This window comes from Gilliamella sp. X-60 (genome assembly GCF_057063585.1).
The window spans coordinates 13,672-29,447 of record NZ_JBXSQJ010000031.1; the positions used below are offsets into that span (position 1 = coordinate 13,672).

Below are 15,776 nucleotides of genomic sequence, written 5' to 3' on the forward strand. Positions count from 1 at the left end.
GCGTTTAATTAATGATTTTATTTTTATTTTTTAATAAAAAACAAACATAAATAATAAAATCCGCATATGGAAAGGAAATGAATAATGTTAGAAATAGTCACTTACCTGTCGTGGCAAGTAAGCCACAATTATAAGCATTTGGTCGTTTTATTTTTCGTTTCGATATTTTGCCTTTTTTATTGGTATTATTGTAAAACAAAACCAGTATTACATTATATTATACCGATTCTATTTTTCATGACATTCCGTAGTCATTATGCAGGTGCGTTATCGGCCACAACAGCAGATGTGATACACGGTCATGCACCTTATCTTACTTTTGATGGTGGTGCAACCAAAAGCGATATTAAAGCGTTATTCGGCATCAGACTCCCTGATGGGCGTGAATATGTGCCAGATGGTGGGAAGTCAAATCTATATCCAAATGCTGAAGTAGTCATAAATGGGTATGAACCAATTGAGTTGCCAAGCAATGCAAACACTTTTGATAGTATCCAAACACTAGTGCCTCTATCTGATTCAAGTATTAATTTAAACGATTTAATAGGTAAAAATGACTATTGGTCAGATGATGATGGCGATGGAAATGTCAGTATAACAGGTCTTCTAGAACTTGCTTGGTATGATGTAAATGATAACTATATTACAGATACTACAAGTAATTTTGATCCCTGCTCGGCCCCCTATCAGTTAGAACTTTACTTAACCAACCCTCAACTATCAACTCAATATGGCGTACCAAGGACAAGGATCTTACCGAATGCTTGGCAACTGTACAGGTTTAAAGTGACAAATGAAGTACGTGTTTGTTATGCACAACCTCCGGCTCTGTATGGTATGGAAGGTACAAACTGGAGCAGAGGTCTTGGCTTTCAGGTGAAAAATATTGATGACCCCAAGCAAAACTTTCCGACAACGGGATCAAATGAACTCAGTTTCCGTTTACTGTTAGGCGGTATCACACCAAAGCAAATCATTGATGCGAATGGTACAACAGTGTCAGCAGTAAGTGGTGGTCAATCTGTGACATTATTATTAAGTACAGAAACAGGTCAAGGATGGGATGGCTATAATCAAGAGCTATTAAAGATAACATTAAAAGGTCCAAATAAAGATTCGAGTAACAAAAGTTTTAATCCCTCGTTATTTAAGCTTTACGCCGATGGTAGCCACAATAAATTGCTTTATAGCTTTAAAATAGAACGCTGGTATATTGCCAATCCAGATGATTCTAATGATGGTTCTTATGCTGAAGCTGAAATATTCTGTAATAGTTTAGGTAACGATTATCGTATACCTAGTGTTGGGGACTATACCAATGCGAATAACTCTTCTTGGCAGTGGGGCGAGCCGGGACAAGGAAATGAAAGCCTAAGACAACTAAGTTACAAAATTGATGACAAGTGGATAGGCGGTTTATTTAATGAATGGGGAGAATTTACCTACAATAATCGCCATAGAAATGACGATTGGAGCGATGACCAATATTGGGCATCTGACGGATATATAGTCTCTCCATATGGAGATATTACCACCTCAAATAATAATATCTACACCTACGCCGTGGCAGCATGTGTAACGCCTTAAAATAACGCGTGTTAGATTACCCGTTATTAAATGGGTTGCATATAGATAATCTCAATTTTTAATAAAGATTGGGATTATCTGAGTAGTATCTTATAAATAGATCTTTACAAATCTTAACCCCAAAAAAGCGGTTTTTCATTTAAAAAGTATTACTTTTGCTAGTAACATGTTAACCAAAGATTGAAATGAAACCTTACTTTTTTCAAGATTTGATATCCAAAATATTTGTAATGTGGTTGATAACAATATGAGTATTATATATTGCTAATCTATCTATTTAATCATTGCGCCATTAAGTTTTGATTAATTTAATAGCACTTTTCGTTTTTAGTTTGTTTATTCATCTTTTAGTATTATTATCAACATAATTTCATATCAACATTAGGGAATGATGTGAGTAAATTACAGAATAAAACAAGCAAATGCGATTTTTTACAAAAACCGATAACAATTGATGATGTAGCTGCCCTGACTAATAATATACAATTACCTTTTTCCTACGTTGAACCAAGTACTAATGCTAATAGTACAATTTCAAATCCCACCGATGAAGAAAAAATTGTTTATAGTGCGTGTTTAGTTAACTGCGGTAGTCGCTGTCCTTTAAAAGTCCATGTTAAAAACGATATTATTACTAAAATAGCGTCAGAAGATGGGGTAAATGATGCCGTTTTTGGTTTACATCAAATCCGCCCTTGCCTTCGCGGTAGATCTGTTCGTTGGCGAACTTATGATCCAGATCGTTTAAAATATCCTATGCTACGCATTGGTCAACGTGGTGAAGGTAAATTTAAACGTATTTCATGGAGCGAGGCGATTAATTTACTGGCAGATAAATTGAAATATACTATTAATCGGTATGGCAACGAGGCAATTTATTACCAATATGGTTCAGGAACAACTGGCGCTAATCTTTCAGGTCGTAATGCATGTCAGCGTTTTTTAAGTACGATTGGTGGTTTTTTAAATTATCATGGTGATTATTCCAGTGGGCAAATTTCGGCTATTCGACCTTATATTTTTGGTAATGCTAAGGATTCTTTGCTTGATCAAATAAAGCATTCCGATTTAGTTGTGATGTTTGGGCATAATATTGCCGAAACCCGAATGTCAGGTGGAGGGCAAGTTACAGAGCTTTTTCATGCATTAGAACAGAGCAACGCACGGGTGATTATTATTGATCCGCGTCATAGCGAAAGCGTGGTGGCTTATAATGCCGAGTGGATCCCAATTATTCCCGGTACCGATGCCGCATTAGTTGCCGCAATTGGCTATACATTACTTGAGCAAGATCGCATTGATGAAAACATGCTTAATCAATATTGTATTGGTTGGAGTGCCGATTCTTTACCTGATAGTGCGCCACCTTATAGTGATTATAAATCTTACCTTTTAGGATTAGGCTATGACAGAACGCCTAAAACACCAGAATGGGCCGCTAAAAAAACTGGTATTCCGGCTGTACAAATTCGTAAATTAGCGATGGAGATTATCAATGCTAAGGCTGCTTGGATTTCGCAAGGTTATGGTGTACAGCGTTGGCAAAATGGCGAACATACCGCTCGAGCTATTATGATTTTACCCATTATAACCGGTCAATTTGGTAAGCCGGGTACCAATATCGGCACGTGGGGTGGTAGTATTGTTTATCCGATACCTAGCTTTAATTTGCCAAATCCAGTAAAAACTAGCATACCTTTCTTTTTGTGGACGAAAGCAATTGCAGACGGCCCAAACATGACAGCTAAAAATGCTTACCTAAAAGGTAAAGATAAGCTGGATGTTGGTATTAAATTTATCTGGAATTACGCCGGTAATGTAATGGGAAATCAGCATTCGGATCTTAATTATACCCATCAAATTTTACAAGATGAGTCTAAATGTGAATTTATTGTTGTTTGGGATACGCATATGACCGCATCAGCCAAATATGCCGATTTATTGTTACCGGATGTTTCATCAGTTGAAAATACTGATTTAATTAATAATTCTTATTCATCTGGTGCGTATAGCTATCTTATTCGTATGCAACGCGCAATTAAGCCACTTTGGGAAAACCGATCAGCGTATGATGTGTTAACCGAACTGTCCGAGAAAATGGGCGTAAAAGATAAATTTACAGAAAACCGTAGTCAAGATGAATGGATAGCGTATTGTTATGAGCAGTTACGAAAACGTGAACCTCATTTACCCCCTTTTGCCGATACTGACGGTATGGGAGTAATTGATCGTAAACTTGCTGATAGTGATACTCAAATTGGATTAAAAGCCTTTAGAGATGATCCAATTAAAAATCCATTAAATACGCCGTCCGGAAAAATTGAGATCTATTCTGAAGCGCTAGCTAACATAGCCAATGAATGGGAACTTGATGCAGACGATATACTCTACCCCATTCCGGCGTATTTACCTGCGATTGAAGGCAGTGAAGATAAACTCAAACGTAAAAAATATCCGTTGCAACTTATCGGTTTTCATACCAAAGGACAATGCCATTCCAGTTACAGTAATTTACCGCAACTGCGCGAAGCGGTTGCTAATAGTCTTTGGATTAATCCATTAGATGCTGAGCAAAGGCAAATAAAACATGGCCAGTTAGTTGAGGTTTATAATGACCGCGGTCGGCTTTCTATCCCTGCTAAAGTCACACCCAGAATATTACCGGGTGTCATTGCTATTCCGCAAGGGATGTGGGCAAAAACCAATGAGATAGGGATTGATATTGGCGGTTGTATTAATCGCTTAACATCATTGCGTCCAACAGTACTTGCAAAAGCGAACCCCCAGCATACCAATTTGGTTGAAGTCAAACCATTATTAAACATCATAAATTAAACAACGGATAATAAAAATGCAATATGGATTTTATATTGATTCTTCAAAATGCACCGGTTGCAAAACTTGCCAACTCAGTTGTAAAGACGAAAAAGATAATGCGTTAGGTGTTCATTTTCGCCGTGTTTACGAGTATGGCGGAGGTAATTGGCAGCAAGTTGATGGTATGTGGCAAAATGATACTTTTACCTACTATTTATCCATCTCATGTAATCATTGCCAAGAGCCTGCTTGTGTACAGGGTTGCCCTACAGGTGCAATGCATAAACGATCACAAGATGGCTTAGTTGTTGTTAATCAAGATATTTGCATCGGTTGCCGAAATTGTGAAACCCATTGCCCTTATGGTGCACCGCAATTTGATCATCAAAAACAGGTCATGTCAAAATGTGATGGCTGCTATGAACGTGTTGCTGAGGGATTAAAACCTGTTTGCGTTGAATCGTGTCCACAAAGAGCCTTAGATTTTGACGAAATTGACAAACTACGTCAGCATCATGGTCATAAATGTGATATTGCACCACTACCAAGTTCGCAACTCACTAAACCCAATATAGTGATAAAACCCCATGCGCAAGCCAAGGCGTCTGGCAATACTTTAGGTAAAGTACTCAATCCTGAGGAGTTATAAGTAATATGCGCAACTTACCACTAGTGTTTTTTTACGGTTTTAGAACAATTAACTAATGACATAGTTTTGAGGAGATATTTCTTTGAATAAAATCGCTTCTATCACATTAGCAAAGCTACTTGGTGCTTTTTTTTATTATCCACCAAATAGTAACGTTACTACGCCATTAATGCAGGCATTATTACATATTAACCATTTGGTTAAGTGGCCAGATCCTGCTTTTATTGATAAGCAGTGTAGTATATTGGCTAATCATATGGATGATCCTGAACTTAACTATCAATTTTCATTACTATTTGAAGGTCAAGGAACGATGCCGGCACCGCCGTGGGGTTCATTTTACCTCGATAAAGAACACCTATTGCTAAGTGAATCACAAGCATACTATCGTAAATTTTTGCAACAACATGGTTTGACACTCAATACAGGCATAAATGAGCCAGAAGATCAATTTGGATTAATGCTAATGGCCTATGCCATGTTGCTTGAAAATAATAACGCTGTAGTGGCAAAACAATTAATCAATGAACATTTGATGATTTGGTCTTCTGCCTATCTAAAAAAGCTAAAGCAAAACAGGGTTAGCCCGTTTTATCAAGCTTTAGCGGAGATTGTTGATCAATATTTACAGATGCTTTAATGACATAATATGCATGCTCATTGATCAAAAGCTAGTTATTTTATTCAAATATTCATTTTGTTTCGTTATAAGAGATAACCTACGATATCATAATATTGCAGCTTTTATCGTAATCGGTATAATGCCTCCTCTGATTTTTAAGGTAAATAATATTGATGTTAGCTTATATACAATTAATGCGGTTAGACAAACCAATTGGCACCTTATTACTACTTTGGCCAACACTCTGGGCAATTTGGCTTACTGGCTTACCTTATACTTATATCACGCTCATTTTTATTTTAGGTGTATTTGTTATGCGTGCAGCTGGCTGTGTAGTCAATGATTATGCCGATCGCCATTTTGATACACACGTTGAACGCACAAAAAATCGCCCCCTTGCCCGTGGTGCATTGACCGAAAAAAACGCATTATTGACCTTATTTATATTATTATTTATCGCCCTTTGTTTATTATTAACTTTAAATAAACTCTCTTGGTTGATTGCCTGTTTTGCATTATTAACCGCACTTATTTATCCTTTTATGAAGCGTTATACCCATTTACCACAAGTCATATTAGGCATTGCATTTAGTTGGAGCATTCCGATGGTATATGCGGCAACCATTGAGCAGTTTCCGTTAACCTGTTGGTTGCTTTTCTTCACTAATATATGTTGGACAATTGCTTATGACACTGAATATGCCATGGTCGATCGCAATGATGATGTAAAAATTGGCATCAAATCCACCGCCATCTTATTTGGATGTTATGACAAATTAATCATTGGATTATTGCAGATAGTTTCAGTTATTGGTTTATTATTTATTGGTTTAACTAATCAGTTATCACAGATCTTCTATATTGCTTTATTACTAGCCACAGCACTATTTATTTACCAACAATGGCTAATAAAAGATCGAGTTCGAAACAGATGTTTCAACGCGTTTATGAATAATAATTATGTGGGTTTTATCGTGTTTTTAGGTCTGTTTTTTGCTTAAAAATTAAAGGTATTTGTGAGGTTATAGATTGATTGGTCTAAATATCGCCATGATAAAATTTTATTTAGGGCTCCCTTTTGCTATTAAAAAAATAATTAAAGTACCTCAACAGTTGCCACTTGTTTAGGTCCCTCATAAATAATTATTTTAAACCCTTTGTTGAGTAAATAACTGGGCGCATTTTCCATTAAAAAATAAGCTTCCCCAAAACCTATTCTTTCGTGAGTATTAATGTTCTCATTATTTTTAACATTTATTACCAATGACCAACTTGTCATATCACCCTGCTTGTCTTTAAGCGGTTCAGTGATCGGATAGTATTTTGTATTTATGGGAAGCGTTTGTTTTCCACCTTGTTGTATAGATCGCCAATAAATTTTGACATTAACTGTCGAACGTTGCATTTTTAGATTCCTATTTAGTCATTTGTTATTCTTTTATTTTTCAATATGTGTACCAATTTATTTAAAGGGCTTCTTAATAATAAATTATCAAATTTTACTTAGCCATAAAGATTCTTTTTTGTTTAAAAAAGACAGATCTTACATACTCCCATCGTGAGAGGAAAATTTATATAGAAAATTACACTTGCTTCAATTTTAAGTGGTAGGTGTCTACCTTCTTATAAATATATCACTAAATTGCTCAATCATTTCTTTTGTGACGATATTATTTTTATAATCTGTTAAGTAACTTTTGTTTAATTTGCTATAACCATTTTTATCCAATTTATCCACCTGCCAATTGCAAACAGGGCATAGTTCAAAAAGAGCATCTTCAGCGCTTTCGAACACCATAAATTGGCAACAAACACAAGCTACCCCTGATATTTCACTATCTGGATGATCAATAATCTTGATTTTATTACCGGTAATTTGCTCGATTTTTGTTTCGAGATAACGATTTTTGAATAACGGTGAGGGTTTATAATTATCAAGAATATCATTATTAAATATTGCTTGTTTAGCATGCTCGCAAGATTGCTGGTTTATCATGCCATTTTCAAATAAATACGTTGTTCTAGCTTGTAAGCTTAAACTAAATAACGCATGATAACTTAAAAAATTGATGACCTCATCACGCAAAAAAGATATACACATAATACTGCTATGTCTCTATTAAGCTCATAATTAAATGAACGCTATAGTGCTAATTACCTATTTAGAAAGAATATAATTACCACAAACGGTCATTTTTTGAAATAAATATAAAGCACAATTGAAACTATAACCCAACTCCATATAACAATATCTAGCTGGCGATTTTTCTTATATTTTTTGTCAAGAGACTGTAATACCTCATCCAAAAATAAAATAAAACGGTTAAATGAATCAAATTGCAATGTTAATTCTTGCTCTACGACTGACCAGTAGTAAACACAACCATTATCTTGAGGCCTTAATGAAAGCAGGTAACAATTCAAGTTTAGATCAGAAGCAAAAGGTAGCATATCTTGTAGCTGCGGAAAATCTCGCCTAAACTGCGCATAAATATTTTCTATTGTAAGGCCATATTTTATGCTAAAAAAATTAATCAAAAACTTGTCATCAACATAATTACTCATTTTACTATCAACTTGTATAAAAGTTCCTCCGTTAAATTGGCGGTAAAAGCTGATAAAATCATCGGGAATTTTATTCCCAACTAATTGACTAAATTCGTTGAGTTCTTCATCAGTTAATTGCTGTTGTGTTTCTTCGAGTTTCAATACCATCTGTTTTTTCTTTTCACCAAAACCGTATCAACTAAAAAGCATGACTTATTATTTTTTTATTTAATAGCTTCATCATGCACTTTTTATTATTTGAGTTATAAATTGATTTCGTCGATAGTTTGCATTACTCGTGCTGTAATTAAAGGCTTAAGTATTGTATTCATGGTTTCAATTTTTGCTAAGTTGGTATCATTCTGGTCATCTAAATAACCTTGCTCTCGTAGTGATGCAACTAATGTTGAAAAGACACCTTTGTCGAAGAATTCCGGAGCATTAATACCATGCAAAACAGATAACCTCTCAGCAATGAGTCGCGCCTCTTTTTCTAGTGTCGCACGACTAATCGTTGGATCTTTTTGCAATAAAGAAAACGCAATGGCATAACGTTGCAATGTATCTTTAGATGATGACGCAATTAACTGTAAATCCGACATTTTTAAATAATTCAATGTTAATTTATCTGGTGAATAGCTGATGAGGTTTAATTCGGCATACGTTTTAATAATTTTATTCACATATTCAGTAAGTTGTTCTGCATTATGATAAACAAATAGTTCTGATTTGATTAAAGGAAAAATTAGTTTTACTTGTTCTAGCACTTCAGCAGATGAAATTCGATTATGTTTGAGTAAAATTCTCGCCACAATAGCCGGAATAATCAGCAAATGCTGAATATTATTTCGATAATAAGTCATTAAAACCGCTTGTTCGGAAGTAAGACCGACGATTTCGCCAGCTTCATCTGTTGTGATAACAAATTTCCCCATTTCTTTGGCATGTTCATACAATTCTTCTGGTGTTTGATCTGGAATAGTTATCAAATCTGAATAAGGAATACTTTTTAATAATTTTAACAAATGATCTATCTGTTCAATTAACCTAACTTTAGTTAGCGCTCGTTGATCTGCCGCTAATAATATTGAACAACATAAATTCATCGCGTTGATTGCCGCTGATGAATTAATATGCTCCATAATTTGCTTAGCAAGTAAGTTAGTTGTTGGTGTCAACCATTGTGGGCGTTGGGTGCCGGTTGGTTCTATAGCATCTCGCCATTCTGGTATATGTTGGTTCAAAAATTGGTTTAACGGTATCGGTTGACCAAAATTAACATAACCAAACCCCAATTTTTTTAGTTTTAAAAATGCTTTTATAGTACGCCATAAACTCTCTTTTTCTTTTTTTGCTCCTCGTAATTCATTAGCATAGGTAGCAACTTCTAGTACATGCTCATAACCAATATAAACGGGCACAACAGTAATTGGTCTTGCATCACCACGTAATAATGTTTGAATTGTCATCATTAACATGCCTGTTTTAGGATCGAGTAACCGACCGGTACGTGATCGCCCACCTTCAACAAAATACTCAACAGCATAACCGCGGATAAAAAGTTCAGCTAAATATTCTCGAAAAACCGAAGTATAGAGTTTATTACCTCTGAATGAGCGGCGAATAAAAAATGCACCTAATCGCCTAAAAATAGGACCTGCGGGCCAAAAGTTCAAGTTAATGCCAGCTGCAATATGGGGCGGGACTAGCCCTTGTCGATAAAGTACATAAGATAATAACAAGTAGTCCATATGGCTACGGTGGCAAGGGGCATAGACAATTTCATGACCATTTTGCGCTAACTCACGAACAGGATCAGCATTTGTCACTTTTAACCCTTGATAAAGCCTATTCCACGCCCAAGTGAGGACAAAATCTGTAACTCTTAGCATACGATAAGAAAAATTAGCCGCAATTTCATTTAAAATGACTAATGCATTTTTTTGGGCTTTATCAAGACTCACATTTTTACTTTTGGCTTCTTCTTGTATAGCTTCAGAAAGTACTTGTTTTTTGAGTAAATTATTTAACATTGCTTGACGAACAGGAAGTTTAGGGCCAATTGAGGCCATGCGCTGTTTTGCAAAATGAATCCGTGCAACACGTGCTAATTTATGTGCTAAAACAGGAAGATCTTGCTGTTTATCCACATGAATATCTTTAAATGAAACCGTGCGAGAAAATCGCGTATAACAGTCTCTGCCTGACGTAATTATTTTAAAAAACTTACTGGTTGCGCCAAGCACTTGTAGTGATAGCTTTCTTTTTCCTTCAATATCGGGACGACGCCCAAACATCACCGAAACAGGTAACATTTGGATATCAAGATCATGATTTTGTTGATGTGCCGAAATATAATCTCTTAAAATTTCAATCGCTTTGTTTTTTTGTTGATTAGAGGCAAAAATACCTGGCCCTTTATCAATATAGAGATAAGCAGGAATGTTTTTACCATTGATATCAATGCCAACTAATGGATCAGGTAAATTATATTGTAAACAAAGAGAACGAATTACCATCAAATCAATTTGAGAGTTATAAGGTAACACATATAAAATTGGTCTGTCGGTATCAAGATCTAATTCTGTTATTGGATCGGTAGGAATCGGTTTACTTTTAACAAAAAGTTTGACCAAGATTTGGATAAGAAAAAAATAAACTTTAGTCCACCAAGAAAACATAAAAAATAAACCTCATACTTTTGCGTTATTGATATACCTAACTAATTTTAATTATTTAACCCATCAACCAAACAAAAATAAAAGTTTTGCTTGTAAAGCTAGATAGTGTTTTTATGTATTAAAAAGAGCAATGAATTAAGTATATACTTGTTACCGTTTGACCGTTAACAAATTTGCACAATCTTTAGTCCATGTAATTTTAGGTAAATAAAAAACAGATTATAACGTTTTATTGCTATCAACGCCACGAATCTACTTGGCTTTATCTTCAATATTAATCCTATAATATTGATTAGATAATGAGTTGATTAATCCTTACCTACATAAACATCTTTACAAAAAGGTGTTTATTTTTATAACACTCTTTTATTTTTTGTAAAAAAGATTATCTTATTAGACACCCAAGATAACTTCCCTCTAATTGATTAAAAACAATGAAATTATATGGCCTTTCTAGCACCAAAATTAGCTGTGCATTTATATCAGCATGTATAAACACCCCTTATAACACAACTCGTTTTATCAAGGATTTAATAGCGGGAATAACTGTCGGTATTATTGCTATACCGCTAGCAATGGCGCTAGCAATTGCTAGCGGCGTACCACCACAGTATGGTCTATACACCGCAATTATAGCGGGCTTTGTGATCGCATTAACGGGCGGATCACGTTTTAGCGTTTCAGGTCCTACTGCAGCATTTGTGGTTATTTTATACCCGGTATCGTTACAATATGGATTATCTGGATTACTCGTTGCAACATTACTGTCTGGCATATTTCTTGTATTAATGGGATTGATTCGACTAGGGCGATTAATCGAATACATTCCATTACCCGTGGTATTAGGTTTCACATCAGGTATTGCCATAACTATAGCAACCATGCAAATTAAAGATTTCTTTGGCTTAACGCTTGAGCATATGCCAGAGCGCTATATTGAAAAAGTTATTGAGTTAACGAAAACACTACCCACCATAAATATTGCTGACACTATAGTCGGAACAGTAACACTGATAGTGTTAATTGTATGGCCAAAACTTAAAGTCAAAATATCGGGTCACTTACCAGCACTGGTTGCTGGTATTGCTGTCATGTTTATTTTTAATCAATTTGGTTATCAAATTGAAACCATTGGTTCACGATTTACCTATACGCTAGCCGATAATACAATAGGTCATGGCATACCCTCTGTATTACCAGAATTTATTTTACCTTGGCAGCATGCTGAATTTAATTGGGATTGGTCAACACTGACCGCCTTATTACCGATTTCGTTAACCATGGCAATGTTATGCGCAATTGAATCGCTATTGTGTGCTGTCGTATTAGATGAAATGACGCATACCAAACATCACTCAAATAGCGAACTTATTGGTCAAGGTTTAGGAAATATTATTGCGCCCTTTTTTGGTGGCATTTCAGCAACAGCAGCTATCGCGCGGTCGGCGGCAAATGTCAAAGCCGGTGCAACATCGCCGATTGCTGCCGTTTTGCATTCACTCGTTGTGTTACTTGCACTAATTTGCTTTGCACCCGCATTATCATTTATCCCACTTTCTGCAATGGCTGCATTGTTACTTATCGTCGCATGGAATATGAGCGCGGTTCAACGCGTCATTTATATTATTAAATGTGCGCCAAAAGATGATATATTGATTATGCTTATTTGCATGTCGCTCACAGTTCTATTTGATATGGTGATTGCAATTACACTTGGGATTGTGCTTGCATCAATTCTATTTATGCGCCGTATTGCTCGAATGACTCGCTTAGTTGAGCTAAATCGCAGTGATGATAAAACTTTAGTGTTACGTATTAATGGGCCACTGTTTTTTGCTGCCGCTGAACGCACATTTTTAGATATCTATCAAAAGATTAATGGATATAAGCACATAGTGCTACAATGGGATGCAGTACCTATTCTTGATGCTGGTGGACTTAATGCTTTAATACATTTTATCGATGAACTACCTGAACATGTTGATCTATCAATTTGCGAATTACAATTTCAACCATTAAAAACATTAGCTCGCGCCAAAATTGTTCCAATTTCTAATAAACTCATGTTCTATTCGACGCTAGACGAAGCACTGAAAGATAAAAGTTAATTCTCAATTTAGTTTTATTATATTGACTAATTTATATGCACAGTGAAAGTTTGCATAAAAACGCATTACTGTGCAATAAATTGTACCTTCATGACCTTTCTTTTCATTTACTCATCGCTGTTAACAGACTAAAGTCTTTGCAGTGGTTTGCATTTGAAATCCAAAATTAACTCACAAAAATAGGTAAATAACATGATATCTAACGAAAACAAGTTCCACGCTCTTAAAGAAAAATCAAGCTGGTTTATTTTAGTCGGTGTTATTTTAATTGTATTAGGGTGCTTAGCATTAGGTTATCAGTTCATTGCAACCGTTTTTTCTATCTATTTTATTGGTACATTAATTCTCATTGCAGGTATTGCCCAAGCACTACATTCTTTTAGCATCAAAAGTTTTGGTCAATCAGCCTTATGGGCAGTAATGGGAATTTTATATATTTTTATTGGATTAATGTCATTTTTCCAACCCGTTGCTGTTTCATCTGCCTTAACATTAGTGATGTCGTTCTTGTTAATTATGGGCGGCTTTACCCAAATATTTGCGGCTCTAAATAACCGCAATTTACCTCGTTGGGGATGGGTTTTAACCTCTGGGATTATTACATTAATTTTAGGATTTATGATTATTGCAGGTTGGCCGTATGACAGTCTTTGGATATTAGGTATGTTTTTAGGTATTGATCTTATTTTTCAAGGTTGGGCATATGTGGCAATTGGGTTTGCTCTAAAAACAGTAAATTTTAAATAAGTCGTTTCTTGCTCACAATTTAGTTGTTATCAGTGGTAATTACTTAGTAATTACCACATTAATTGTGAGCAACAACTAATTACCATAATAAATGACAAGCAAAGAATACCTTATCCAATTTAAGTGTAGAAAAGCACCGAGTGTTTACGCTGCATGATTAAAATAATCTACTAAAACCGCATAAGGCATTTTACCAAAAATCGCTTTATGCCTTTTACCGTATTATAGTCACTAATCAAGCATTTAAGCTTCAATTTCCTATCTTTAGAACCGCTAAATATTTGCGGAGAATGCCATATTACTATTAAGGGACGTATTACACTTTCTGCTTTCCCGCCGTCGCTTAAGCGAAATTTTCATTTATATAAGGATTATCCCCTATTTTATTAGGGCAAAATTAGAGTATTTTTTGTAAAAAATATTCAGGAATCTATACCGTTTCAGCGTAAATTTATTTTAAATATAACAAGTTAAATTTTTCATCGATAAAGCATAATGTTGTTTAAATCGCTTGTTTAATAAAGACTTTAAGCCGCTATCAGTTACTGGTTTCACTAACATAAACCATTAATATTAAACAAATATATTAAAAAAAGACTAAATTTTACACTAAAAATAGTGTATACTTTTTAGTTCAGCTGTCTATTATTTAAACTTAATAATTAAAATATCAGTGTTAAATAAAAAAATAACTAAAAATAACACCGATTAATTTTTATAAACTGGATATTAGGAGAACAACATGTCAAACGAACTTAATCGTCTTTTGGGCCAGCTCGGTGATGGATTTAGCGATTTAATGGCGGGGTTGAATGGAGTTAGCCATAATCGCTATACCTTAACCGTTGACGGGCTGGGCGCGGCGATGTCGGTTTTGCATGTTGATGGTGATGAGTCGTTAAACCAGCCTTGGCGTTATGTTATCTCCTTTACCAGTACTGACAAAACCTTATCGCCTGATGCCTTTCTTAATCAAAAATCGACCTTCTCCTTTAATCCTGTTATCAACAAACCATTAACTTCCGCTATCCGTTCATTAAGTGATTTGCCCACGTTGAGTAATAAACGCACCTTGCATGGGGTGATTACCGAATTTAGTCAGTTATCGGTCAATAAAGATGAAGCCCATTATCAGGTGGTGTTATCTTCGTGCTTAGCACGGCTGGCTGTGGGGCAACATAGTGCCATATTTCAAAATCAAAGCGTGGTGAGTGTGGTTGAAGAAGTGCTGCGTAGTCATGGTCTGACGGGCATTGATTACCGTTTAGAGTTAAAAGATAGCTACCCTGAGCGGGAGTTTATCACCCAATGGCAAGAAAGTGACCTTGCCTTTATTCAACGCTTATTGGCCGATGTCGGTATCTGGTTTCGCTTTGAAACGCATGCTGAGCACCACTGTGATGTGATGGTGTTAAGTGATTATGAGCAAGGTTATGCGCAGGTGGCCGATATTGACTATAAACCGCCCAGTGGTATGGCAGATACCGGTGTTGAAAGTGTGTGGGATATTACCTTACATAGTGAAGTAGTGGTCTCCTCAGTCAAGGTACAAGACTATAACTACCGTGATGCCCTCGCCGATTTACAGGGCGAAATAAACACCCAACCCAAAGACTCCACCACCTATGGCACTGACTATCGCTATGCCGAGCACTATAAAGGCTTAGATAGTAACGGACAAGACAACCCGCAAACTAGTGATGATAATAACGGTGATGATGATAACAATATTAATAATGATAATCGTGATAACGGCAATAACCCTAATGAAAATAACAGGCATGACGAAAGCCAGATTGAAAGCGGTCAATGGTATGCCCGTATTCGTCATGAGCAAGCTATTAGCCAGCAAATTATCCTCAAAGGTAAGAGTAACCGCTATAACCTTGCTCCCGGTCAATGGATTAATATCAACGGCAGTCCGCTAGCAGATATTAATGACGGTATCATCATTTTAAGTGTACAGGGGCAGGGTAACCGCACTGATGCTTATGAACTCACCTTTACCGCCATTCCCT

At 35.8% G+C, this 15,776-nt stretch carries 12 protein-coding genes; 8 read left to right on the forward strand and 4 right to left on the reverse strand.

What is annotated here, in order from left to right; all coding sequences use genetic code 11:
* Positions 1–84: 84 nt before the first annotated feature.
* The 5 genes from ACYIAM_RS12345 (at position 85) to ubiA (ending at position 6,676) form a co-directional block, all read left to right on the forward strand.
* Entirely contained in the window at positions 85–1,587 is a 1,503-nt protein-coding gene (locus ACYIAM_RS12345; protein ID WP_483748471.1) for a hypothetical protein, read from the forward strand.
* Between the two features lie 393 nt (positions 1,588–1,980).
* Positions 1,981–4,422, forward strand: coding sequence for a DMSO/selenate family reductase complex A subunit (locus ACYIAM_RS12350; RefSeq protein ID WP_483748472.1), 2,442 nt, complete (start codon positions 1,981–1,983; stop codon positions 4,420–4,422).
* Between the two features lie 16 nt (positions 4,423–4,438).
* On the forward strand, positions 4,439–5,053 hold the full coding sequence (locus ACYIAM_RS12355; RefSeq protein ID WP_483748473.1) for a DMSO/selenate family reductase complex B subunit: 615 nt from the start codon (positions 4,439–4,441) through the stop codon (positions 5,051–5,053).
* An 82-nt stretch (positions 5,054–5,135) separates the two neighbouring features.
* Positions 5,136–5,693 (forward strand): TorD/DmsD family molecular chaperone, encoded by a 558-nt coding sequence (locus tag ACYIAM_RS12360; protein WP_483748474.1) that lies wholly within the window; start codon positions 5,136–5,138, stop codon positions 5,691–5,693.
* 155 nt (positions 5,694–5,848) lie between these two features.
* A complete protein-coding gene (gene ubiA / locus ACYIAM_RS12365; RefSeq protein ID WP_483748475.1) occupies positions 5,849–6,676 on the forward strand; it encodes a 4-hydroxybenzoate octaprenyltransferase in 828 nt (275 codons plus the stop codon).
* Between the two features lie 95 nt (positions 6,677–6,771).
* Here the strand turns inward: ubiA and ACYIAM_RS12370 are convergent, their stop codons facing one another.
* From ACYIAM_RS12370 to plsB, 4 genes are all read right to left on the reverse strand, one after another.
* Positions 6,772–7,080 (reverse strand): hypothetical protein, encoded by a 309-nt coding sequence (locus ACYIAM_RS12370; protein ID WP_483748476.1) that lies wholly within the window; start codon positions 7,078–7,080, stop codon positions 6,772–6,774.
* 210 nt (positions 7,081–7,290) lie between these two features.
* Positions 7,291–7,776: a CPCC family cysteine-rich protein gene (locus ACYIAM_RS12375; RefSeq protein ID WP_174797737.1), complete on the reverse strand. Its 486-nt coding sequence runs from the start codon at positions 7,774–7,776 to the stop codon at positions 7,291–7,293.
* An 89-nt stretch (positions 7,777–7,865) separates the two neighbouring features.
* Positions 7,866–8,390: an SMI1/KNR4 family protein gene (locus ACYIAM_RS12380; protein ID WP_174797736.1), complete on the reverse strand. Its 525-nt coding sequence runs from the start codon at positions 8,388–8,390 to the stop codon at positions 7,866–7,868.
* A 95-nt stretch (positions 8,391–8,485) separates the two neighbouring features.
* A complete protein-coding gene (gene plsB / locus ACYIAM_RS12385) occupies positions 8,486–10,903 on the reverse strand; it encodes a glycerol-3-phosphate 1-O-acyltransferase PlsB (RefSeq protein WP_483748477.1) in 2,418 nt (805 codons plus the stop codon).
* Between the two features lie 434 nt (positions 10,904–11,337).
* Between plsB and dauA the strand changes: the two genes are divergently transcribed.
* The 3 genes from dauA to ACYIAM_RS12400 all read left to right on the forward strand — a co-directional run.
* Positions 11,338–13,011 (forward strand): C4-dicarboxylic acid transporter DauA, encoded by a 1,674-nt coding sequence (gene dauA, locus ACYIAM_RS12390; protein ID WP_483748478.1) that lies wholly within the window; start codon positions 11,338–11,340, stop codon positions 13,009–13,011.
* A 192-nt stretch (positions 13,012–13,203) separates the two neighbouring features.
* Positions 13,204–13,758 carry an HdeD family acid-resistance protein gene (locus tag ACYIAM_RS12395; RefSeq protein ID WP_483748479.1) on the forward strand — a complete coding sequence of 185 codons (555 nt, stop codon included), beginning with the start codon at positions 13,204–13,206 and terminating at the stop codon, positions 13,756–13,758.
* A gap of 742 nt (positions 13,759–14,500) precedes the next feature.
* Positions 14,501–15,776 (forward strand): type VI secretion system Vgr family protein (locus tag ACYIAM_RS12400; protein WP_483748480.1); only part of this gene is annotated, 1,276 nt, incomplete at its 3' end.

Bases quoted from the DNA above. Each gene is read 5' to 3' on its own strand.
- ACYIAM_RS12345 (WP_483748471.1), top strand. From the start codon at position 85: ATGTTAGAAATAGTCACTTACCTGTCGTGGCAAGTAAGCCACAATTAT.
- ACYIAM_RS12355 (WP_483748473.1), top strand. From the start codon at position 4,439: ATGCAATATGGATTTTATATTGATTCTTCAAAATGCACCGGTTGCAAA.
- ubiA (WP_483748475.1), top strand. From the start codon at position 5,849: ATGTTAGCTTATATACAATTAATGCGGTTAGACAAACCAATTGGCACC.
- ACYIAM_RS12370 (WP_483748476.1), bottom strand. From the start codon at position 7,080: ATGCAACGTTCGACAGTTAATGTCAAAATTTATTGGCGATCTATACAA.
- ACYIAM_RS12375 (WP_174797737.1), bottom strand. From the start codon at position 7,776: ATGTGTATATCTTTTTTGCGTGATGAGGTCATCAATTTTTTAAGTTAT.
- ACYIAM_RS12380 (WP_174797736.1), bottom strand. From the start codon at position 8,390: ATGGTATTGAAACTCGAAGAAACACAACAGCAATTAACTGATGAAGAA.
- plsB (WP_483748477.1), bottom strand. From the start codon at position 10,903: ATGTTTTCTTGGTGGACTAAAGTTTATTTTTTTCTTATCCAAATCTTG.
- dauA (WP_483748478.1), top strand. From the start codon at position 11,338: ATGAAATTATATGGCCTTTCTAGCACCAAAATTAGCTGTGCATTTATA.
- ACYIAM_RS12395 (WP_483748479.1), top strand. From the start codon at position 13,204: ATGATATCTAACGAAAACAAGTTCCACGCTCTTAAAGAAAAATCAAGC.